The 19694-nt window shown below is 70.0% G+C and carries 19 protein-coding genes and 1 other RNA gene; 4 read left to right on the top strand and 16 right to left on the bottom strand.

The genetic code is table 11. The annotated features are described in order from the left end of the window. Positions 1-18: 18 nt before the first annotated feature. The 11 genes from murG to rsmI form a co-directional block, all read right to left on the bottom strand. A complete protein-coding gene (gene murG, locus QWY76_RS06590) occupies positions 19-1104 on the bottom strand; it encodes an undecaprenyldiphospho-muramoylpentapeptide beta-N-acetylglucosaminyltransferase (protein ID WP_290310312.1) in 1086 nt (361 codons plus the stop codon). Further along, complete coding sequence (gene ftsW / locus QWY76_RS06585; protein ID WP_290310311.1) at positions 1101-2309, bottom strand: putative lipid II flippase FtsW; 1209 nt, start codon at positions 2307-2309, stop codon at positions 1101-1103. The genes murG and ftsW overlap by 4 nt, the downstream gene beginning before the upstream one ends. Continuing rightward, entirely contained in the window at positions 2306-3694 is a 1389-nt protein-coding gene (gene murD / locus QWY76_RS06580; RefSeq protein WP_290310310.1) for a UDP-N-acetylmuramoyl-L-alanine--D-glutamate ligase, read from the bottom strand. The genes ftsW and murD overlap by 4 nt, the downstream gene beginning before the upstream one ends. A 46-nt stretch (positions 3695-3740) precedes the next feature. Continuing rightward, positions 3741-4823, bottom strand: coding sequence for a phospho-N-acetylmuramoyl-pentapeptide-transferase (gene mraY, locus QWY76_RS06575; RefSeq protein ID WP_290310309.1), 1083 nt, complete (start codon positions 4821-4823; stop codon positions 3741-3743). Between the two features lie 8 nt (positions 4824-4831). Then, on the bottom strand, positions 4832-6199 hold the full coding sequence (locus tag QWY76_RS06570; RefSeq protein ID WP_290310307.1) for a UDP-N-acetylmuramoyl-tripeptide--D-alanyl-D-alanine ligase: 1368 nt from the start codon (positions 6197-6199) through the stop codon (positions 4832-4834). Then, the gene (locus tag QWY76_RS06565; RefSeq protein WP_290310306.1) at positions 6196-7710 is read right to left on the bottom strand and encodes a UDP-N-acetylmuramoyl-L-alanyl-D-glutamate--2,6-diaminopimelate ligase; all 1515 of its coding nucleotides are present in this window, start codon (positions 7708-7710) and stop codon (positions 6196-6198) included. The genes QWY76_RS06570 and QWY76_RS06565 overlap by 4 nt, the downstream gene beginning before the upstream one ends. A gap of 33 nt (positions 7711-7743) precedes the next feature. Continuing rightward, on the bottom strand, positions 7744-9480 hold the full coding sequence (locus tag QWY76_RS06560) for a peptidoglycan D,D-transpeptidase FtsI family protein (protein WP_290310305.1): 1737 nt from the start codon (positions 9478-9480) through the stop codon (positions 7744-7746). Next, positions 9477-9803 carry a cell division protein FtsL gene (gene ftsL, locus QWY76_RS06555; protein ID WP_290310304.1) on the bottom strand — a complete coding sequence of 109 codons (327 nt, stop codon included), beginning with the start codon at positions 9801-9803 and terminating at the stop codon, positions 9477-9479. Before ftsL ends, QWY76_RS06560 begins: the two co-directional genes overlap by 4 nt. A gap of 8 nt (positions 9804-9811) precedes the next feature. After that, positions 9812-10768 carry a 16S rRNA (cytosine(1402)-N(4))-methyltransferase RsmH gene (gene rsmH / locus QWY76_RS06550; protein WP_290310303.1) on the bottom strand — a complete coding sequence of 319 codons (957 nt, stop codon included), beginning with the start codon at positions 10766-10768 and terminating at the stop codon, positions 9812-9814. Between the two features lie 53 nt (positions 10769-10821). Next, positions 10822-11187: RNase P RNA component class A (gene rnpB, locus QWY76_RS06545), an RNA gene on the bottom strand. Positions 11188-11219: 32 nt separating this feature from the next. Then, positions 11220-12077, bottom strand: coding sequence for a 16S rRNA (cytidine(1402)-2'-O)-methyltransferase (gene rsmI, locus QWY76_RS06540; RefSeq protein WP_290310302.1), 858 nt, complete (start codon positions 12075-12077; stop codon positions 11220-11222). Between the two features lie 47 nt (positions 12078-12124). Here rsmI and QWY76_RS06535 point away from each other — a divergent pair, with 47 nt between their 5' ends. Genes QWY76_RS06535 through QWY76_RS06520 form a run of 4 tightly spaced genes read left to right on the top strand, consistent with a single transcriptional unit; the run spans position 12125 to position 15441 of the window. Beyond that, positions 12125-13888 carry a penicillin-binding protein activator gene (locus QWY76_RS06535; RefSeq protein ID WP_290310301.1) on the top strand — a complete coding sequence of 588 codons (1764 nt, stop codon included), beginning with the start codon at positions 12125-12127 and terminating at the stop codon, positions 13886-13888. Continuing rightward, positions 13872-14240, top strand: a complete 369-nt coding sequence (locus tag QWY76_RS06530; protein WP_290310300.1) for a YraN family protein — start codon at positions 13872-13874, stop codon at positions 14238-14240. Before QWY76_RS06535 ends, QWY76_RS06530 begins: the two co-directional genes overlap by 17 nt. Positions 14241-14264: 24 nt before the next feature. Next, positions 14265-14858, top strand: coding sequence for a phosphoheptose isomerase (locus tag QWY76_RS06525; protein ID WP_126481554.1), 594 nt, complete (start codon positions 14265-14267; stop codon positions 14856-14858). Positions 14859-14862: 4 nt separating this feature from the next. Continuing rightward, complete coding sequence (locus QWY76_RS06520) at positions 14863-15441, top strand: BON domain-containing protein (RefSeq protein WP_290310299.1); 579 nt, start codon at positions 14863-14865, stop codon at positions 15439-15441. Positions 15442-15553: 112 nt separating this feature from the next. Here QWY76_RS06520 and QWY76_RS06515 read toward each other — a convergent pair whose 3' ends face one another. The 5 genes from QWY76_RS06515 to petA all read right to left on the bottom strand — a co-directional run bounded on the left by QWY76_RS06515 (position 15554) and on the right by petA (position 19473). After that, entirely contained in the window at positions 15554-16012 is a 459-nt protein-coding gene (locus QWY76_RS06515; RefSeq protein WP_290310298.1) for a ClpXP protease specificity-enhancing factor, read from the bottom strand. 58 nt (positions 16013-16070) lie between these two features. Then, complete coding sequence (sspA, locus tag QWY76_RS06510) at positions 16071-16697, bottom strand: stringent starvation protein SspA (RefSeq protein WP_290310297.1); 627 nt, start codon at positions 16695-16697, stop codon at positions 16071-16073. Between the two features lie 147 nt (positions 16698-16844). Further along, positions 16845-17615, bottom strand: coding sequence for a cytochrome c1 (locus tag QWY76_RS06505; RefSeq protein ID WP_290310296.1), 771 nt, complete (start codon positions 17613-17615; stop codon positions 16845-16847). Then, positions 17615-18874, bottom strand: a complete 1260-nt coding sequence (locus QWY76_RS06500; protein ID WP_290310295.1) for a cytochrome b — start codon at positions 18872-18874, stop codon at positions 17615-17617. The genes QWY76_RS06505 and QWY76_RS06500 overlap by 1 nt, the downstream gene beginning before the upstream one ends. Then, positions 18874-19473, bottom strand: coding sequence for a ubiquinol-cytochrome c reductase iron-sulfur subunit (petA, locus tag QWY76_RS06495; protein ID WP_290310294.1), 600 nt, complete (start codon positions 19471-19473; stop codon positions 18874-18876). The genes QWY76_RS06500 and petA overlap by 1 nt, the downstream gene beginning before the upstream one ends. Positions 19474-19694 lie beyond the last annotated feature (221 nt).

Genomic DNA, 19694 nt, shown 5'->3' with positions numbered 1-19694 from the left:
ACCGGCCCGAGGGTCTCGTCACTCAAAAGCTGTCTCCATGCAACCGGCCACCAGGCGCTCGACGGCGTCGAGATGCGCACAGCGTCGTGCCTGCGCCGCCATGGTGGCAAGGACTTCGGGGTCGAGCAACGTCGCCAGGCGCTCGGCCAGCGCCGCTGCGGTCATCTCGTGCTGCGGCATCAGGGCGGCGGCGCCCTCCTCCACCAGGGCCGCGGCATTGGCGGTCTGGTGGTCATCCACCGCATGGGGAAAGGGCACGAACAGCGCCGGCTTGGCCGCCGCCGCCAGCTCGGCCACGGTCAGCGCCCCGGCCCGGCATACCACCAGGTCGGCCCAGTCGTAGGCCGCCGCCATGTCGTCGATAAAGGCCGTCACCTCGGCGGCCACCCCCTGCTCGGCGTAGGCCTCGCGGGTCGCCGCGTCCTTGTCACGGCCGGCCTGGTGGCGCACCTCGGGGCGGCCCGCCGCCGGCAGCCGCGCCAGGGCTTCGGGCAGCCGCTGGTTCAGGGCCAGGGCCCCGAGGGAGCCCCCCACCACCAGCAGGCGCAGGGGGCGCTCGCGCATGGCGGCGGCCGCCCTCGGCGACTCGCCCAGGGCGGCGATCTCGCCGCGCACCGGGTTGCCGACCACCTCGGCCCGTCCCGGGAAGGCCTGGGGAAAGGCCGCATAGACGCGACGCGCCAGGCGTGCCAGGGCGCGATTGGTGAGGCCGGCCACGGCATTCTGCTCGTGGATCACCAGCGGTCGCCGCTTGAGCCAGGCGGCCAGGCCGCCGGGGCCGCTGGCGAAGCCGCCCAGCCCCACCACCAGCTGCGGGTCGACGTCACGGATCACCCGGGCGGCCTGCCCTACGGCCCGGGCCAGCCGCCAGGGCGCCAGCAGCCAACCGGCCAGGCCGTTGCCACGCAGGCCGCTCACCGCGACGTGGTACAGGGGGATGCCGGCGGCCGGCACCAGGCGATTCTCGATGCCTCGCGGGCTGCCCAGCCACGCCACCTCGACCCCGGCCGCCGTCAGCGAACGGGCCAGGGACAGGGCGGGAATGACGTGGCCACCGGTGCCACCGGCCATGATCAGGGCACGGCGACCCTCGCGTCGACTCATGTTCCGCTTCCTTGTGTCTTGCCGGTCGACGCCGCCCGGGGGGCCGTGGGCCGGGTTCGCCGCACCGCCTGGCGGGTCTCGATGTCCGCGCGCAGCAGGATCGCCATCATCACGCAGCTGATCATCAGGCTCGAGCCGCCATAGCTGAGCAGCGGCAGGGTCAGCCCCTTGGTGGGCAACATGCCGGTACTGACGGCGATATTGATGAACGCCTGGGCGCCGATCACCAGCGCGATGCCGTAGCTGATGTAGGCGGCGAACGGCAACTTGGCCAGCTCGGCCCGCCGCCCCACCGCCATGGCTCGCCACACCAGCAGGGCGAACAGCCCCACCACGGCGACGGCGCCGACCAGGCCCAGTTCCTCGGCGAGTACGGCGAAGACGAAGTCGGTGTGGGCCTCGGGCAGGTAGAACAGCTTCTGCACGCTGTTGCCGAGCCCCATGCCCAGCCAGTGTCCGCGGCCGAAGGCGATCAGCGCCTGGGTCAGCTGGTAGCCGCTGGCGAACTGGTCGGCCCAGGGATCGGCGAAGCTGGTCAGGCGTGCCATGCGATAGGGCTCGGCGATGGCGGCGATGGTACCCAGGGCCGCCACCAGCACCATCAGCAGCAGGAAGCGCCCCCAGGGCGCCCCTGCCATCAGCAGCATGCCCATCACGCAGCCGGTCATCACCACCACCGCGCCGTAGTCCGGCTCCAGGATCAGCAGCCCGCCCATCACCGCCATCACCGCCAGCGGCCGCAGGAAGGCGCCCCACTCCCGGCGCACCTGGGGCAGGAAGCGCTCGAGGTAGCCGGCCAGGTAGGTGATCAGGCACAGCTTGGCGACTTCCGAGGCCTGCAGGTTGAAGGGCACACCAGGCAGCGACAGCCAGCGCCGACTGCCGTTGACCTCGCGGCCGACCACCAGCACCAGCGCCAGCAGCACCATGCCCACCAGCAGCAGCAGGGGCCCGTTGGCCTTCCACCAGCCCAGGGGGACCCGCAGCGCCAGGGCGGCGATGACCAGCGACACCAGCAGGAAGATGCCGTGGCGCAGGCTGAAGTACCAGGCGTTACCGGTGAGGCTGGACGCCACCTCGGTGGAGGCCGAGGTGACCATCACCCAGCCGATCAGCAGCAGTGCCAGCGCCGCGAGCAGCAGCCAGCCGTCGAAGGGCTGCTCGGCGGTGGACAGGCGCTGCCTCAGGCGGGACAGACGACTCATGGCGCGCCCTCCCCCGCCAGACGCCGCACGGCCTGGCGGAAGGCCTCGCCACGCGCCTGATAGTCGCGGAACTGGTCGAGACTGGCACAGGCCGGTGACAACAGCACGCAATCCCCCGGCTCGGCGATCGCCACGGCTCGGGCCATGGCCGCCTCCAGGTCGTCGACCCGGGTCAGCGGCACGGCATCGCCGAGCGCGGTCGCCAGGCGCTCGGCATCGCGGCCGAAGAGGATCGCCTCGCGAGCATGGCGGGCCAGCGGCGCGGCCAGCGGGGTGAAGTCCGCCCCCTTGCCGAGCCCGCCGGCGAGCAGCACCAGGCGGCCCGCCAGGGTCGGGCCCAGGCCGGCGATGGCGGCGAGGGTGGCGCCGACGTTGGTGCCCTTGGAGTCGTTGATCCAGCGCACCCCGCCGTGCTCGGCCACCAGCTCGCCGCGGTGGGGCAGGCCCGAGAAGCGTTCGAGCACCCGACGCATGGCGGCAAGCCCGAGCCCCAGGCGATGCCCCATGGCCAGGGCCGCCAGGGCGTTGGCCTGGTTGTGCCGACCGGGCAGGCGCACCGCCTCGGCAGGCATCAGCGGCACGTCGCCATGCATCAGCCAGGGCCGGGGCCCCGCGCCGTCGTCATGCTCGCCGATGCCCCACTCCCCCGCCTCGGGCGGACGGGTGGTGAAACGGTCGAGCACCGCCAGTGGCGCGGCCGGCCAGGTATCGGGTTGCTCGGCGTTGACCACGCCATGGCGGGCCCCGCGGAAGATTCCCAGCTTGGCCGCCCGGTAACCGGCCAGGTCGCCGTGGCGGTCGAGGTGGTCCTCGGAGAGGTTGAGGAAGGCGGCGGTCTCGGCGCCGAGGCAGGGGGTAGTCTCGAGCTGGAAGCTCGACAGCTCGAGCACGTACAGCTCGGCGTCGGGCCGCTCGGCGAGCAGGTCCAGGGCCGGGGTGCCGAGGTTGCCGCCCACCGCGACGCGACGGCCGGCCTCGGCGGCCATCTCGCCGAGCAGGGTGGTCACCGTGGACTTGGCGTTGGCCCCGGTGATGGCGGCGATGGGGGCCCGACAGGCGCGCACGAAGAGCGCCATCTCGCCCACCACCAGGGGCTCGCCCTGCGCCCCGCGGCGGCCGGCCAGGGCGTCGAGGCCCGGCGAGCGGGGATCGACGCCGGGGCTCACCACCACCTCCCGCGCCGCGTCCATGTCGAGGTCGGTGAGCGGTCCGCAGTGGACCGCGACCCCCGGATGGGCGTCGCGGAAGGCCTCGAGGCCGGGCGGCTCTGCCCGGGTATCGGCGACCATGAAGGGACGCCCCAGGCGTTGCAGGTGGCGACAGATGGCTCGACCGGACACACCGAGCCCGACCACCAGTGTCATTCCCTTGGGCACCTTGACCATCAGCGGCTCCTCGCGTGGACGGCGAATGTCGGGCTCCTCGGGAGCGTCAACGGATCTTGAGGGTGGCGAGGCCCAGCAGCACCAGCACCACGGTGATGATCCAGAAGCGCACGATGACCCGCGGTTCCGGCCAGCCCTTGAGCTCATAGTGGTGATGCAGCGGGGCCATGCGGAAGATGCGCCGCCCGGTCAGCTTGTAGGAGCCCACCTGGAGGATCACCGAGACGGTCTCCATGACGAAGATGCCGCCCATGATGAACAGCACGATCTCCTGGCGCACGATCACCGCCACCACGCCGAGGGCGGCGCCCAGGGCCAGGGCGCCCACGTCGCCCATGAAGACCTGGGCGGGATAGGTGTTGAACCACAGGAAACCGAGCCCGGCCCCGGCGATCGTCGCACAGAACACGGCCAGCTCGCCGGCCCCCGGGATCATCGGGATCTGCAGGTAGTCGGCGAAGACCACATTGCCGCTGGCGTAGGCGAACACCGCCAGGCCCATGGCCACCAGCACGGTGGGCATGATCGCCAGGCCGTCGAGGCCATCGGTGAGGTTCACGGCGTTGGAGCTGCCGACGATCACCAGGTAGGTGAGCACGATGTAGAACACGCCGAGCGGCAGCACGAACTCCTTGAACAGCGGCAAGATCAGGCTGGTCTCCACCGGCGAGGCGGCGGTGACGTAGAGGACGGCCGCGGCGGCCAGGCCGATCACCGACTGCCAGAAGTACTTCCAGCGGGCCGGCAGCCCCCGGGGATTCTTCTCCACCACCTTGCGGTAGTCGTCGACCCAGCCGATGGCGCCGAAGCCCAGGGTCACGGCCAGCACCACCCACACGTAGTGGTTGGTCAGGTCGCCCCACAACAGGGTGCTGACGGCGATGGCCATCAGGATCATGGCGCCGCCCATGGTCGGGGTGCCGGCCTTGGAGAGATGCGATTGGGGACCGTCGTCGCGCACCGCCTGGCCGATCTGGCGTTCCACCAGCCGGCGGATCACCACCGGGCCGAGCCACAGGCACAGCACCAGGGCGGTCAGGGTGCCCAGGATCATGCGCAGGGTCAGATAGTTGAAGACGTTGAAGGCGCTCTGGAATTGCGCCAGCAGTTCAGCCAGAAAAAGCAGCATGTAGTGCGTTACCTTGATGCATCCGGACACAGCGCCGACACCACGGCTTCCATGCCGGCACTGCGCGATCCCTTGACCAGCACGCTGGCCCCTGGCGGCAGATGATGGAGGACGTGGCGCGTCAGCGCCTCCCGATCGTCGAAATGGCAACCCGCCTCGCCGAAGGCGCGGCTGGCCGGCCGCGCCGCCTCGCCGAGGGTGCCGAGAAAGTCGATTCCCTGTTCTCTTGCGTATCGCCCGACCTCGCCATGCAGCCGCTCGGAGGCCTCGCCCAGCTCGCCCATGGCCCCCAGCAGGCACCAGCGCGGTCCCGGCAGGGTCACCAGCAGGTCGAGGGCGGCCTTCACCGCCCCGGGGTTGGCATTATAGGTATCGTCCAGCAGCCGCGAGGACCTGATGCCGGCCACCACGCTGAGCCGCCCCGGCATCGGCGTGACGGCTGCGAGGCCGGCCAGGATATCCGCCTCGTCCAGGCCCATGGCCAGCGCCGCGCCGGCGGCGGCCAGGGCGTTGGCGACATTATGACGACCGAGCAGGGTCAACTGGACCCGGCCGAGCTCGCGACCGTCCAACAACAGCGTGAAAGCATAGCGTCCGAGGGCATCGCAGACCAGTGTCTCGGCACGCAGACGCGCCGGCCCCTCCACGGAGAAGTCCAGCACTTCCCGAGGGGCGGCGAGACTCGCCCAGCCGGGGAAGTAGCGATCGTCGCGGTTGAGCACCGCCACCCCGTCGTCGGGCAGCGTCACGAGGATCTCCGCCTTGGCCTGGGCGATCCGGCCGGGGCTTCCGAACTCACCGACATGGGCGCCGGTGACGTTGGTGATCACCGCCACCCGAGGCTCGGCCAGGCTCGCCGTCCAGGCGATCTCGCCGAGATGATTGGCGCCGAGTTCGACCACCGCCTGGCGGTGCTCGCGAGACAGCTCGAGCAGCGTCAGCGGCGCCCCGATATCGTTGTTGAGGTTGCCATGGGTGGCCAGGGTCGCGCCGCGACGGGCGAGCAGCGTGGCCAGCATCTGCTTGACCGTGGTCTTGCCGCTGTTGCCGGTCACGGCCACCAGGGGACCGCCCCAGGCCCGGCGTCGTGCGCGTCCCAGCAGGCCCAGCGCCAGCCGGGTGTCGGCCACCTCGAGCTGCGGCAGGGGATCGTCGATGCGCCGCTCGACCAGTGCCGCCACGGCCCCGGCCTCGCGCGCCTGGGCGAGGAAGTCATGGGCGTCGTAGCGGGCGCCGGCGAGGGCCACGAACAGCGCCCCCGGGGCCAGCCGGCGGGTATCGGTGACGATCCCGGTCAGCGGGACGTCCTCGGCGGGCGCTGCCAGGCCGAGGGCCCGAGCGACCTCGGCCAGTGTCTCGGGGCCTACGCCGCTCATGCTGCGCCCTCCCGTCGGGCGGCGAGCGCCGCCTCGGCCTCGGCCAGGTCCGAGAAGGCATGGCGCTCCCCGCCGATCTCCTGATAGGTCTCGTGACCCTTGCCGGCGATCAGGATGACGTCCTCGTCGGCGGCCTCGCGGATCGCCTCGCGGATCGCCGCCGCTCGCCCGTCGCGTGCCCGAACGGCACCGCGCGCCCTGGCCGAGAGGCCGTCGAGGATCTCGCCGCGAATCGCCGCCGGCGACTCGCCGCGGGGATTGTCGTCGGTGACCACCAGGCGGTCGGCATGGCGCTCGGCGGCGGCGGCCATCAGCGGCCGCTTGCCACGGTCGCGATCGCCGCCGCAGCCGAACAGGCACCACAGGCGCCCGCTGCCGGGCAGGTGGGCCCGCAGTGCCGCCAGGGCATTCTCCAGGGCATCGGGGGTGTGGGCATAGTCGATGACCACCGAGGGCGCGCCCTCGGTGGTCAGCGCCTGCATGCGACCGGGCACCGGGGCGAGTTCGGCGGCGGCGGCGAACAGCGCCTCGAGGTCGGCGCCGAGGCCGTAGAGGGTGGCCATGGCCAGCAGCACATTGGTGAGGTTGAAGCGCCCCATCAAGGGCAGCGTCAGCACCCGTTCGCCCTCGGGCGTGGCAATCAGGGCGCGCTGGCCTTCGGCATGCGGGATCCAGTCCATCACCCGCAGGGTGACGGCCTCCTCCTCGCCCACCGCCAGCACGCGCACGTCCTCGGCCAGGCCGGCCAGCATCAGCCGTGCCAGGGGATCGTCGGCGTTGACCACCGCCAGGGCCAGCTCCGGGCGGCGGAAGAGCCGCGCCTTGGCCGCCGCATAGGCGGCCATGCTGCCGTGATAGTCGAGATGGTCACGGGTCAGGTTGGTGAAGACGGCCGCCTGGAGCCGGCAGCCGTCGAGACGCCCCTGTTCCAGCGCATGGGACGACACCTCCATGGCCACCCGGGTGATGCCCTCGCCGGCCAGCTCGCCGAGGGCGGCCTGCAGCGCCAGGGGGCCCGGCGTGGTCAACGCCCCCTGACGCAGTGCCCCCGGGCGACCGTGCCCGAGGGTGCCGACCATGCCGGCATCGCGACCCAGGGCCCGGCTGAGGGCGGCGATATGGTGGGTCACCGAGCTCTTGCCGTTGGTGCCGGTGACGCCGATCAGCTCCAGGGTCTCGGGGACGGCGAAGAGGGCGCCGCCGAGTTCGCCGAGCCGCTGGCGTAGATCCGGCAGCCACAACACCCGGGGATCGTCGGCCGCCGTGCCGGCGTCGGCGCCATCGTCATGGGCCAGCACCAGCGCGGCCCCCGCCGCCAGGGCGGCGGGCACGAAGTCTCGGCCATCGGCCGCCACGCCCGGTACCGCCAGGAAGACATCGCCCGGCGCCAGGGTCCGGCTGTCCAGGCACAGCGACAGCCGCGCGGGCAGCTCGAGGTCGGCCAGGACCGTCCGATGGCTCGGCCAGTAGCGGGTCAGCTCGGCGATCAGGCGGGAGGCAGTCAGGTCCATGGGGTGCTCTCGTCACGGGGGAAAAGGAAGGTGTCAGGTCGCATCATCGGCCGACTCCCGGTCGCCCGTGACCCGGTCGGGCGGCACGTCGAGGATCCGCAGGGTATTGCCGGCCACCCGTGAGAACACCGGCGCCGCCACGGCCCCGCCGTAATAGGAATCGCCCCGGGGGTGATCGATCATCACCACGGTGATCAGGCGCGGGTCGGACACCGGCGCGATGCCCACGAACAGCGAGCGGTAAGCATCTTCCTCGTAGCCCGTGCCGCCGGACTTGCGCACCGTCCCGGTCTTGCCGGCCACGCTGTAGCCGGGCACCATGCCACGCCGCGCGCCGGTCCTCGGCGCCACCACCTGGTCCATCATGCCCAGCACGCGGTCGGCGACCGCCGGATCGATCACCGGCTCCCCGGCCGGCGGCTCGTCGAGACGCAGCAGCGAGGGGGGCAGGCGTTGGCCATGGTTGGCGATGGCGGTATAGGCGCTGGCCAGCTGTAGCGCCGAGACCGACAGGCCATAGCCGTAGGACAGCGCCGCCCACTGGCTGCTGGACCAGACACGCGGCGACGGCACGCTGCCACTGGCCTCGCCCGGGTAGCCGGTGCCCGGCGCACTGTCCAGGCCCAGCGCCCGATAGCGCTCGGGCACCACCGGGTCGTCGAGTTGCAGGGTCAGCTTGGACATGCCGATGTTGGAGGACTTCTCGAGGATCCCGGCCAGGCTCAGCTCGCCATAGTTGCGGATGTCCTTGATGGTGTAGCGATCGATGACCATCCAGCCCGGCGAGGTGTCCACCACGCTACCCGGCGGGAACTTCCCCGTCTCGAGCAAGGCCGACATGGCCAGCGGCTTCATCACCGAGCCGGGCTCGAAGACATCGACGATGGCCCGGTTGCGCAGCCCCTGGGGATCGAGGCCGGTGCGGTTGTTGGGGTTGTAGGACGGCTGGTTGGCCATGGCCAGCACCTCACCGCTCCGGGCGTCGAGCATCACCAGCACCCCGCCGTCGGCCTCGTGCTCGTCCACCGCCGCCTTGAGTTCGCGGTAGGCCATGTACTGCAGGCGCTGGTCGATGGCGAGCGTCAGGTCGCCACCGGGTTCGGCCTCGCGCAGCACCTCGAGGTCGCGGACCAGCCGCCCACGGCGGTCCTTGACCACGCGCCGCCGGCCGGGCTCGCCGGACAGGTAGGGCTGATAGGCCAGCTCGAGGCCCTCCTGGCCCTGGTCGTCGATGTTGGTCACCCCGATCAGCTGGGCGATCACCTCACCGGCCGGGTAGTAACGCTTGTACTCGGCGCGCTTGTGCACGCCGGGGACGCGCAGGTCGAGCACTCGCTGGGCGGCCTCGGGGGTCAGGCGACGGCGCAGGTACATGAACTCGCGATCGGCATAGCGCTCGATGCGCGCGTTCAAGGCGTCCAGGTCCTGGCCCAGGGCCCGGGCCAGCTGCAGGCGCTGGATGCCGTCATCGGGCAGGTCCTGAGGATTCGCCCACAGCGTCACCACCGGGGTGGAAATCGCCAGCGGCTCGCCGTGACGGTCGGTGATCATGCCGCGGTGGGCGGGGATCGCATCGACGCGCAGGGTGCGGGCATCGCCCTGCCCCTGCAGGAAGGAGCGGTCGAAGACATGCAGGTCGACGATGCGCCCGGCCAGCAGCGCCAGGCCGACCAGCACCAGGGTCATCATCACCCGGTAGCGGGCCTTGCCCATGGGCGCCATGGGCGGCGGCTTGCGCGAGGACACGGCCGGGCGCGGGGACTGACTCATGGCCGGATCACCTCCACTTCGTCGATTTCCGGCAAGCGCATCTCCAGGCGCTGGGTGGCCAGGCGCTCGATGCGGGCCGGGGATGACCAGGCCCCCTCCTCGAGCAGCAGCTGGCCCCATTCGGTCTGCAGTTGCTGGTGCTCGCGCTCGAGTTGCTGCAGGCGAGCATACTGGTCGCGGGTGAGATGGCTGGTGGCAATCACCGCCAGCGCCGAGCCCAGGCACAGCGCCAGCAGCACGCCGTTGCCGATCAGCGACAGGCTGGGGAACAGGCGCACCGGCCAGTCGAAGGCGGAGCTGGGGGCATTTCGTCCCTGAGCCATGGCGAGCCTCAGTAGCGTTTGCGCGCCGCGCGCATCACCGCGCTGCGCGCGCGAGGGTTGGCCTCGACCTCAGCCGCGCCGGGCCGGCGCGCCTTGCCCAGGGCCTCGAGGCGGCGCTGGATCTGGTCGTCGCGCAGCGGCACGCCACGCGGCACGTGGGTATCGCCGCGCACGTGGTCGCGGATGAAGCGCTTGACGCGACGATCCTCCAGGGAATGGAAGCTGATCACCACCAGGTGTCCGCCCGGCGCCAGGGCCTCCAGGGCCGCCGCCAGGGCGGCGTCGAGCTGCTCCAGCTCGCCGTTGACCTGGATGCGCAGCGCCTGGAAGGCGCGGGTCGCCGGGTGCTTGCCCTTCTCCCAGGCGGGATGGGCGGCCTTGATCACCTCGGCGAGGTCCGCGGTGCGGGTGAAGGGCCGCTCGCCACGGCGCGCGACGATGGCTCGCGCCAGCCGACGGGCGAAGCGTTCCTCGCCGTAGGCCTTGAAGACCCGGGCGATCTCGCCCTCGCCGGCCCGGGCGAGCCAGCCCGCGGCGCTCTCGCCCCGGGTCGGGTCCATGCGCATGTCGAGCGGGCCGTCGCGCAGGAAGCTGAACCCGCGCGCCGGATCATCCAGCTGGGGCGAGGACACCCCGACATCGAGCAGCACCCCGGCGAGCCGGCCGTGGAGGTCGTGATCGCGGGCGAAGTCCCCCAGGCGAGCGAAATCGCCCCGCTCGATGGCGAAGCGGGGATCAACGATGGCCGCCGCCTCGGCGATGGCCTGGGGATCGCGATCGATGGCCAGCAGGCGCCCCTCGGGCGCCAGGCGCTCGAGGATCGCCCGGGAGTGGCCACCGCGGCCGAAGGTGCCATCGAGGTAGGCACCGGCCGGATCATGGACCAGGGCGTCGACGGCGCCGTCGAGCAGCACGCTGGCATGGCGAAAACCGCGGACGGGGTGTTCGGGAGCGGATGACGACATGCACTTCTCGTTGGCGGCTGGCAGGAACCGTGCGCGACGGCGAATGAAGAAGATGGGGGAGTCGGCCGATAAGCCGGGTTCTGTCGAGGACAGTCATTCCTCTAGGGACGACGTCACCGTCGCCCTCAAGCAACCTACCCGAACCCAACGCGGGCCACGCCATGGGGTTCCTATTTGGTCTTGCTCCGAGTGGGGTTTACCGTGCCACGCACTGTTGCCAGGCGCGCGGTGCGCTCTTACCGCACCCTTTCACCCTTACCGGCCTCCCGGGGGAGACGTAGGCGGTCTGCTCTCTGCTGCACTTTCCGTCGGCTCACGCCGCCCAGGCGTTACCTGGCACTCTGCCCTGTGGAGCCCGGACTTTCCTCCCCCGGCCCGATCCGAGAATCGGGCGCAGCGGCGACTGTCTGGCCAACTCCCGCGGCAAGCATACCAGCGCCTCGACCCCCTCTCAATCCCCGTCCTTGAGCGCCTGGGCCCTGGCGTACCAGGTCTTCTTGGCGCCCCCCAGGGTGCGGGCCGCCACGGCGGCGGCCTGCTTGACGCCGACCCCCTCGGCCAACAGGGCCGCGAGCAGCGCCTCGGCCTCGATGGCCGCGGCCTCGCCGGCCTGCCGCGGCGCGGCCCCGGCCACCATGACCACGAACTCGCCGCGGGCCTGGTCCGGGTCCTCGGCCAGACGCGCCAGCAGCGCCTCGGCGCTGCCGTCCAGGAAGGTCTCGAAGGTCTTGGTCAGCTCCCGGGCCAGCACCACCCGACGCCCCCCGAGGGTGGCCGCCAGGTCGGCCAGGGTGTCGCGGATGCGGTGCGGGGACTCGTAGAACACCAGGGTCTCGTCGCGCTCGGCCAGGGCCTCGAGGCGCGCCCGGCGCGCGCCGCCCTTGGCGGGCAGGAAGCCGCTGAACAGGAAGCGGTCGGTGGGCAACCCGGCCGCGGACAGCGCCGCCACCAGGGCACAGGCGCCGGGCACCGGCACGACCCGCCGCCCCCGGGCGCGCAACTCGCGCACCAGCACGAAGCCGGGGTCGCTGATCAACGGGGTGCCGGCGTCGCTGACCAGGGCGACCGATTCGCCGGCGACCAGCCGGGCATCGAGCTGGTCGACCCGGGCGGCCTCGTTGTGCTCATGCAGCGAGAGCATGGCCGGCGCGATGCCCAGGTGGCGCAGCAGGCGGGCCGTATGGCGGGTGTCCTCGGCGGCCACCAAGGCAACCTCGCCGAGCACCCGGGCGGCCCGGGGGCTCAGGTCATCCAGATTCCCAATCGGCGTGGCGACCACGTACAATACCCCTTCATCGGCGTCTGACATTTCGGCTCCCTGGGATGCATTCCGGACATGAGGACAAGGAAGGATTCATGAAGATCTCGTCTCGCGGCCCCCTGGCCGCCGCGCTCCTGGCGCTGCTTATCGCCGGCTGCAGCCTGCAGCCCGGCATCACCCAGCGCCCGCCCGCCGGCGACCCGGACCGGCTGCTCCGGCAGGCCGAGCAGCAGGCGCCCGAGCAGGCCGCGCTGTCCCGTCTCGAGGCGGCGGACATCCTAGCACGCCAGGGACGCCGCCCCCAGGCGCTGGAGGTCGCCAAGGACATCGACGACGCACGCCTGCCGGCCGAGGCCCGTCGCCGCTGGGCGCTGCTGCTCTCCGACCTCGGTGAGACCGAGGATGATCCCTGGGCGGTGATCCAGGCCGCCCAGTTGCTCGACGAGGCCGAGCTGCCCCGCGAGGCGGCCAACCAGCTGCGCGAGCGCCAGGGCCGCGCCCTCGGCCGGGTCGACGAACCCCAGGCCGCGGCGCGGGTGCTGATGCGCCTGCAGGCGGACACCGACCGCCGGGACCTCAACGACCCGATCTGGGAGCAGCTCTCGCGGCTCTCCCCCGCCAGGGTCGACGAGCTGCGCGACGGCGCCGATGAGGCGACCCTCGCCTGGCTGGCCCTGGCCGACCTGGTACGCAGCGGCAGCGGCGACATCGAGCGCCTCTTCACCCGCCTCGACAACTGGCGGGGCCGCTACCCGGAGCACCCGGCCGCCCGCCGCCTGCCCACCGATATCCTCGCCCTGCGCGAGCTGCGCGGACAGGACGTCCGCCATATCGCGGTCTTCCTGCCCGAGTCCGGCCCCCTGGCCGGCGTCGCCGACGCCATCGAGGAAGGCCTGCGCGCCCACCACCTGAATGCCGTGAACAGCGGCGCCAGCGGCACCCAACTGACGTTCTTCGACTCCGCCCGGGGCGACCTCGAGGCGCTCTACCGCGAGGCCCGCAACCGCGGGGCCCAGGTCGTAGTGGGGCCGCTGGACAAGGCAGCCGTCAGCGCCCTCGAGCGCCGCGACCGGGTGCCGATGCCGACGCTCGCGCTCAACTACGGCGAGGCCGAGCGCAACGGCGCCGAAGGGCTCTTCCAGTACGGCCTCTCCGCCGAGGACGAGGCCCGCCAGGTCGCCGCCCGCGCCCGTCTCGACGGCCACCGCACGGCCTCGCTGCTGGTGCCGGACAACGCCTGGGGCCGGCGGGTCGGCGAGGCCTTCGCGACGGCCTGGCAGGACCGCGACGGCGACATCGCCAACGCCGTGCGCTACAACCCCGGCATGCCGGCCACCGAGAGCACGCGCCGCGCCCTGGGCACGAACCGGGCCGACCTGCTGTTCCTGCTCGCGCTGCCCGATTACGCCCGCCAGGTGCCGCCGACCATCGACTACTACGCCTATGAGCAGGGCCTGCCGGTGTATGCCACGTCCCACCTCTTCGAGGGACGCCCGCAGCCGCGCCTGGACCAGGACCTCAATGGCGTGATGTTCGTCGACATTCCCTGGCAGATCCCGGACGCCGCCGTCGGCGGTGAGGACGCCCTGCCCTTCCTGGCGAGCTTTCGCCAGCTGCGCGAGGAATCGGATCCGACGATGTTCCGGCTGATGGCCATGGGCGTGGACGCCTACGAACTGGCCCGGCGCCTGCCCCAGTTCCAGGCCATCCCGGGCAGCGAGCTGTTCGGCGCCACCGGGACGCTGAGCGCCGGGGACGACGGCCGCATCCACCGCAGCCTGCCCTGGGCGCGCTTCGTCGATGGCGTCCCCCAGCCGGTCCTCGGCTCGCGGCTGCTGGACCATGAGCGGGCCCGCTGACGCCCGCGCCCGCGGCGCGCGGATCGAGCGGCTCGCCGCCGACTGGCTGGCGGCCCGCGGCCTGACCCTCGAGGCCAGCAACCAGCATGCCCACGGCGGCGAGCTCGACCTGGTGATGCGCGATGGCGAGACCCTGGTCTTCGTCGAGGTGCGCCACCGCGCCGACAGCCGCCATGGCCATCCCCTCGAGACCATCACGACGACCAAGCAGCGCCGCCTGATCCAGGCGGCGCGTTTTTATCTCCAGCGCAACCGGCTATCATGTGCCTGCCGCTTCGATGTGCTGGCCGTCACCGGCACGCCGCCCCGCCTCGAGTTCGAATGGGTGGCGGGCGCCTTCGAAGCGTTCTGACCGCCCAAGGACCAGGAAGCCAAGATGGATTTCCAGACCCGCATTCTCGGACACTTCAACGCCAGCATCGACACCAAGACCTACGCCAGCGAGGTGCTGCCCCCGTTCATCGAGGTGGCCAGCCAGATGATGGTGCAGAGCCTGGTCAACGAGGGCAAGATCCTGGCCTGCGGCAACGGCGGCAGCGCCGGCGACAGCCAGCACTTCTCGTCCGAGCTGCTCAATCGCTTCGAGCGCGAACGCCCCAGCCTGCCCGCCCTGGCGCTGACCACCGACACCTCGACGCTGACCTCCATCGCCAACGACTACAGCTACAATGAGGTCTACTCGAAGCAGGTGCGCGCCCTGGGCCAGCCCGGTGACGTCCTGCTGGCGATCTCCACCAGCGGCAATTCCGGCAACGTCATCCAGGCCATCCAGGCCGCCCACGACCGCGAGATGACCGTCGTCGCCCTGACCGGCCGCGACGGCGGCAACATGGCCTCGCTGCTGGGCCAGGATGACTGCGAGATCCGGGTGCCGGCGACCTCCACTGCCCGCATCCAGGAGGTTCACCTGCTGGTGATCCACTGCCTGTGTGACCTGATCGACGAACAACTCTTCGGCGCAAGCGAGTGATTTCATGTCCTACAAGTCTTTGCTGTTTACCCTGTCCCTCGGCCTGATGCTGGCCCTCTCCGGCTGCACCACCATGACCGCGGCCACCACGCCCGGTACCATCCAGGAGAACTACGGCAAGCGCACCCTGGGCACCAAGGTCGAGGATCAGAGCATCGAGACCAAGATCGGTCATAATCTGGGCCGCACCGATGCCCGGCTGAGCGATGCCCGCATCAACATCGACAGCTACAATGGCGTGGTGCTGCTGACCGGCCAGGTGCCTAGCCAGGAGCTCAAGAACATGGCCGAACAGGTGGCGGGCCAGGTGCGCAACGTGCGCCGGGTCCACAATGAGCTGACCGTCGCCGCCAACCTGCCCGCCAGCCAGCGGCTCAGCGACACCTGGATCACCACCAAGGTGCGTACCGCGCTGGCCACCAACGAGGCCATCGACGCCAGCCGGCTGTACATCGTGACGGAGAACGCCAGCGTCTACCTGATGGGGATCGTCAGCCGCGCAGAGGCCGACCGCATCGTCTCGGCGGTGTCCAACGCCGGCGGCATGCAGCGCATCGTCAAGGTCTTCGACTACCTGGACTGACCCCGGCGCGAGCGCACTCGCCGACTCAAAAGCAAACGGCAGGCCGGATGGCCTGCCGTTTGCGTTGGTACGACGTGCAAGACCGGTCGCCGCAGGGGCCCGGCCTCGAGGGTCACTTGACGACGCGCAGCGAAGGACGCCCCTTCCTGGCGGGCTCGCTGCGCTCGTCCTCCTCGGCATCACCGCCGGGCCCCTCGACGCCGGACAGCGCCGGACCGGTCTCCGCCTCGGGTTCGTCGGGCTCGGCCGTAGCCGGCATGACCGGCTCGTGGCCGAAGACCATGCCCACACCGTTCTCGCGGGCATAGATCGCGATCAGCGCCTCCATGGGCACCATCACCTGCATCGGCTGACCGCCGAAACGCGCGGAGAAGACGATGGCCTCGTTCTCCAGGGACAGGTCGCGTACCGCGGTCACGCCGAGGTTGAGCACGATCTGGCCGTTCTGCACGAACTGCCGCGGCACCTCGACGCCCGGCTGCTCGGCGTCGACCACGATGTAGGGCGTCAGCTCGTTGTCCAGCAACCACTGGTACAGGGCCCGGGCGATATAGGGACGGCTCGACTGCATCGATTGGCCCTCCTGGGTTGGCGCCCCGACGAGGCCGGGGCTTGGCATTAAGGGATGATCAGGGGCGCATCTCGCGCTCGCCCTCGCTCAGCGCGGCCTTGAAGCCCTCGCGATCGAAGACCCGCTCCATGTAGCCCATCAGCGGCTTGACCTGCTTGTCCGGCAACTCGATGCCCAGCACCGGCAGGCGCCAGAGGATCGGCGCCAGGCAGCAGTCGACCAGGGTGAACTCCTCGCTCATGAAGAACGGCATGTCCTCGAAGATCGGCGAGATGCCGATCAGGCTCTCGCGGAGTTCCTTGCGCGCCTTGTCGGCTTCCTTCTTGGGCCCCTGCTGGATCTGCTCGACCAGCGGGCACCACTCGCGCTCGATGCGATGCATCCACAGCCGGCTCTGGGCACGGGCCACGGGATACACCGGCAACAACGGGGGATGCGGGAACCGCTCGTCCAGGTACTCCATCATCACCTTGGACTCGTAGAGCACCAGGTCGCGATCCAGCAGCGTGGGCACGCTGTTGTAGGGGTTGAGATCGGCGAGCTCCTCGGGGTGGCGCTCCTCGGTGACCTCGACGATGTCTACGGCCACGCCCTTCTCGGCGAGCACGATACGCACCCGATGACTGTAATGATCATCGCCTCCGGAGTAGAAGATCATCGACGACCGCTTGGCCACTACACCCATGAAACAATCCTCGCATCAATTCGTGCCGGGATGATAACACGACGCACCCTCTCCCGGGGGCGCCGCAAGCTTGCCCATTACCCGGGCAAGGACCATAAGGGGCGCATGGCTCGCACCATGCGCCCCCCACTCTCCGTCGCGGACGGATCAGTGAATATCGCGCCAGTACTCGCGCTTGAGCAGGTAGGCGATGACCCCGAAGATGAAGATGAAGATCAGCACCTTGGGGCCCAGCGCCTGGGCCTGAAGCTTGGAGGGCTCACCGACATAGGCGAGGAAATTGGTCAGATCGTAGACCGCCTCCTCGAACGCCTCCGGCTCCATCTGCCCCGGCTGGGTGACCTGCAGGGTCTCGCAGGACTGGTACTTGCCGGTCAGCGGATCGAGCTCGGCGCCCTCGATCGGCTGGTCGGAGGCCGCGCAGACCTTCTCCTGCACCCCCTGCAGCGGCTCCAGCACGTTGGGCATGGCCACCAGCGGGAAGACCCTGTTGTTCACCCCGGTGGGGCGCGACGGGTCCTTGTAGAAGCTGAGCAGGTAGGAGTAGACCCAGTCGGTGCCGCGCAGGCGGGCCTCGAGGGTCAGGTCGGGGGGCGCCGCGCCGAACCAGTTCTCGCCATCCTCGCTGCGCATGGCGTTGTGCATCTGATCGTTGTAGCCGAGCTCCTCGGCGAAGATCAGGTTGTCCTCGACCAGGTCCTGGGGCATCCCCAGGTCTTCGGCGGCCCGTGCGAAGCGCTGGTGCTCGAGGGAATGACAGCCCATGCAGTAGTTGACGAAGAGCTTCATGCCGTTCTGCAGCGACGCCTCGTCATGGAGATCCGGGTTCATCTCCTGCAGGTGCACGCCACCCCCTCCGGCGGCAAACCCGGCCATCGGCACCAGCGCGAAGAGCAGTGCGAACAGTTGCTTTTTCATTAGCCAGTCACCCTTTCCGGAACGGGTTTGGTCTTCTCCAGCCGGGTGTAGAACGGCATCAGCAGGAAGAAGGCGAAATAGACGGCGGTGCACACCTGGGCCAGGACGGTGCGACCCTCGGTGGCCGGCAGCACGCCCAGCACGCCGAGAATGACGAAGCTCACGGCGAACAGCGCCAGCATCACCCTGGAGATCCAGCCCTTGTAGCGCATGGAGTGCACCGGGCTGCGATCGAGCCAGGGCAGCACGAAGAGCACCGCGATCGCCGCGCCCATGCAGACCACGCCGAGGAACTTGGCGTCGAGGCCGAACAGCGAGAAGGTGATGGCGCGCAGGATCGCGTAGAAGGGCGTGAAGTACCATACCGGCGCGATGTGATCCGGCGTCTTCAGCGGGTTGGCCGGCTCGAAGTTGGGCTTCTCGATGAAGTAGCCGCCGCCCTCGGGGAAGTAGAAGATCACCACGCTGAACACGAACAGGAAGACGGCGACGCCGAACAGGTCCTTGACCGAGTAATAGGGATGGAAGGGAATGCCGTCCAGCGGCTTGCCGGCCTCGTCCTTCTTCTTCTTGATGTCGATGCCGTCGGGATTGTTGGAACCGACCTCGTGCAGGGCGATGATGTGCAGCACCACCAGCGCCAGGATCACGATCGGCAGCGCCACCACATGCAGGGCGAAGAAACGGTTCAGGGTGATGCCGGAGATCAGGAAGTCGCCGCGCACCCACTGGGCCAGGTCCGGGCCGATGGCCGGGATGGCGGAGAACAGCGAGATGATCACCTGGGCGCCCCAGTAGGACATCTGCCCCCAGGGCAGCAGGTAGCCCATGAAGGCCTCGGCCATCAGGGCCAGGTAGATGGTCATCCCGAAGATCCATACCAGCTCGCGGGGCGCCTTGTAGGAGCCATAGAGCAGGCCGCGGAACATGTGCAGGTAGACCACCACGAAGAACGCCGAGGCACCGGTGGTGTGCATGTAGCGGATCAGCCAGCCCCACTCCACGTCACGCATGATGTACTCGACCGAGGCGAAGGCACCTTCCGCCGAGGGGTTGAAGCTCATGGTCAGCCAGACGCCGGTGAGGATCTGGTTGACCAGCACCAGCAGGGCCAGCGAGCCGAAGAAGTACCAGAAGTTGAAGTTCTTCGGGGCGTAGTACTTGGACAGGTGCTCCTGCCACATCTGGGTCGCGGGGAAGCGGTCATCGACCCAGCGCATGACGCCGCTTTCCGCCTTCGCCTTGTTCGGATTGCCCATCAGGCTGTCTCCTTGTCTTCGCCGACGACGATCACGCCGTCGCTTTCGAAGCGGTATGGGGGCACCTCGAGGTTGATCGGGGCGGGCACATTGCGGAACACCCGGCCGGCCAGGTCGAAGCGTGAGCCATGGCAGGGGCAGAAGAAGCCGCCCGGCCAGTCATCGACCCCGACACCCTCGGCATTGGGCTCCGGCTTGAACAGCGGCGAGCAGCCAAGATGGGTACAGATGCCGATGATCACGCCGATCTCGGGCTTGATGGAACGCAGGGGGCCGTTGGCGTAGCTCGGCTGCTGCGGCTCGCTGGACTCGGGATCGGCCAGCCGGTCGGCGCCGAGCGCCTCGGTGCGCTCGATCATCTCCGGCGTGCGATTGAGGATCCAGATGGGTCGCCCACGCCACTCGACGGTCATGCGCTGCCCGGGCTCGAGCTTGGACACGTCCGCCTTGACGGGGGCACCCGCCGCCCTTGCCCTGGCACTGGGCTGCCAGGAAGCCACAAAGGGGACCGCTACCCCGACAGCGCCCGCCGCACCTACCACGGTGGTCGCGCCCACGAGGAAACGGCGCCGCCCTTTGTTCACGCCGTTATCTGCCATCTTCAGGTTTCTCCCATCAGCTTACCCGCTGTTCCATCACGAGTTCCGGATGACCCGCGACCACGGATTGCGAAATGTGTTATATGGTAAAAAAACGGATCGCCCCGCACAAGGACAAGCCCCTGGCCTGCAGCCGAAACTTGCCGGCAAATACTTGACCCAGAACAAAAAAACGCCCAGGTCTGGGACCCGGGCGTTTTTTCGTCGTATAGACGTCCGTC

Source organism: Halomonas maura (assembly GCF_030409305.1).
GTDB lineage: Bacteria > Pseudomonadota > Gammaproteobacteria > Pseudomonadales > Halomonadaceae > Halomonas > Halomonas maura.
This window is presented reverse-complemented; position numbering and strand designations above follow the sequence as displayed.

Coding starts and splice junctions, on each gene's coding strand:
- sspA (WP_290310297.1), bottom strand. CDS start 16,697: ATGGGTGTAGTGGCCAAGCGGTCGTCGATGATCTTCTACTCCGGAGGC.
- murD (WP_290310310.1), bottom strand. CDS start 3,694: ATGGTCAAGGTGCCCAAGGGAATGACACTGGTGGTCGGGCTCGGTGTG.
- QWY76_RS06500 (WP_290310295.1), bottom strand. CDS start 18,874: ATGGGCAATCCGAACAAGGCGAAGGCGGAAAGCGGCGTCATGCGCTGG.
- rsmI (WP_290310302.1), bottom strand. CDS start 12,077: ATGTCAGACGCCGATGAAGGGGTATTGTACGTGGTCGCCACGCCGATT.
- QWY76_RS06535 (WP_290310301.1), top strand. CDS start 12,125: ATGAAGATCTCGTCTCGCGGCCCCCTGGCCGCCGCGCTCCTGGCGCTG.
- ftsL (WP_290310304.1), bottom strand. CDS start 9,803: ATGGCTCAGGGACGAAATGCCCCCAGCTCCGCCTTCGACTGGCCGGTG.
- ftsW (WP_290310311.1), bottom strand. CDS start 2,309: ATGAGTCGTCTGTCCCGCCTGAGGCAGCGCCTGTCCACCGCCGAGCAG.
- QWY76_RS06530 (WP_290310300.1), top strand. CDS start 13,872: ATGAGCGGGCCCGCTGACGCCCGCGCCCGCGGCGCGCGGATCGAGCGG.
- QWY76_RS06515 (WP_290310298.1), bottom strand. CDS start 16,012: ATGCAGTCGAGCCGTCCCTATATCGCCCGGGCCCTGTACCAGTGGTTG.
- QWY76_RS06570 (WP_290310307.1), bottom strand. CDS start 6,199: ATGAGCGGCGTAGGCCCCGAGACACTGGCCGAGGTCGCTCGGGCCCTC.
- rsmH (WP_290310303.1), bottom strand. CDS start 10,768: ATGTCGTCATCCGCTCCCGAACACCCCGTCCGCGGTTTTCGCCATGCC.
- QWY76_RS06505 (WP_290310296.1), bottom strand. CDS start 17,615: ATGAAAAAGCAACTGTTCGCACTGCTCTTCGCGCTGGTGCCGATGGCC.
- QWY76_RS06560 (WP_290310305.1), bottom strand. CDS start 9,480: ATGAGTCAGTCCCCGCGCCCGGCCGTGTCCTCGCGCAAGCCGCCGCCC.
- mraY (WP_290310309.1), bottom strand. CDS start 4,823: ATGCTGCTTTTTCTGGCTGAACTGCTGGCGCAATTCCAGAGCGCCTTC.
- murG (WP_290310312.1), bottom strand. CDS start 1,104: ATGAGTCGACGCGAGGGTCGCCGTGCCCTGATCATGGCCGGTGGCACC.
- QWY76_RS06565 (WP_290310306.1), bottom strand. CDS start 7,710: ATGGACCTGACTGCCTCCCGCCTGATCGCCGAGCTGACCCGCTACTGG.
- QWY76_RS06520 (WP_290310299.1), top strand. CDS start 14,863: ATGTCCTACAAGTCTTTGCTGTTTACCCTGTCCCTCGGCCTGATGCTG.
- QWY76_RS06525 (WP_126481554.1), top strand. CDS start 14,265: ATGGATTTCCAGACCCGCATTCTCGGACACTTCAACGCCAGCATCGAC.
- petA (WP_290310294.1), bottom strand. CDS start 19,473: ATGGCAGATAACGGCGTGAACAAAGGGCGGCGCCGTTTCCTCGTGGGC.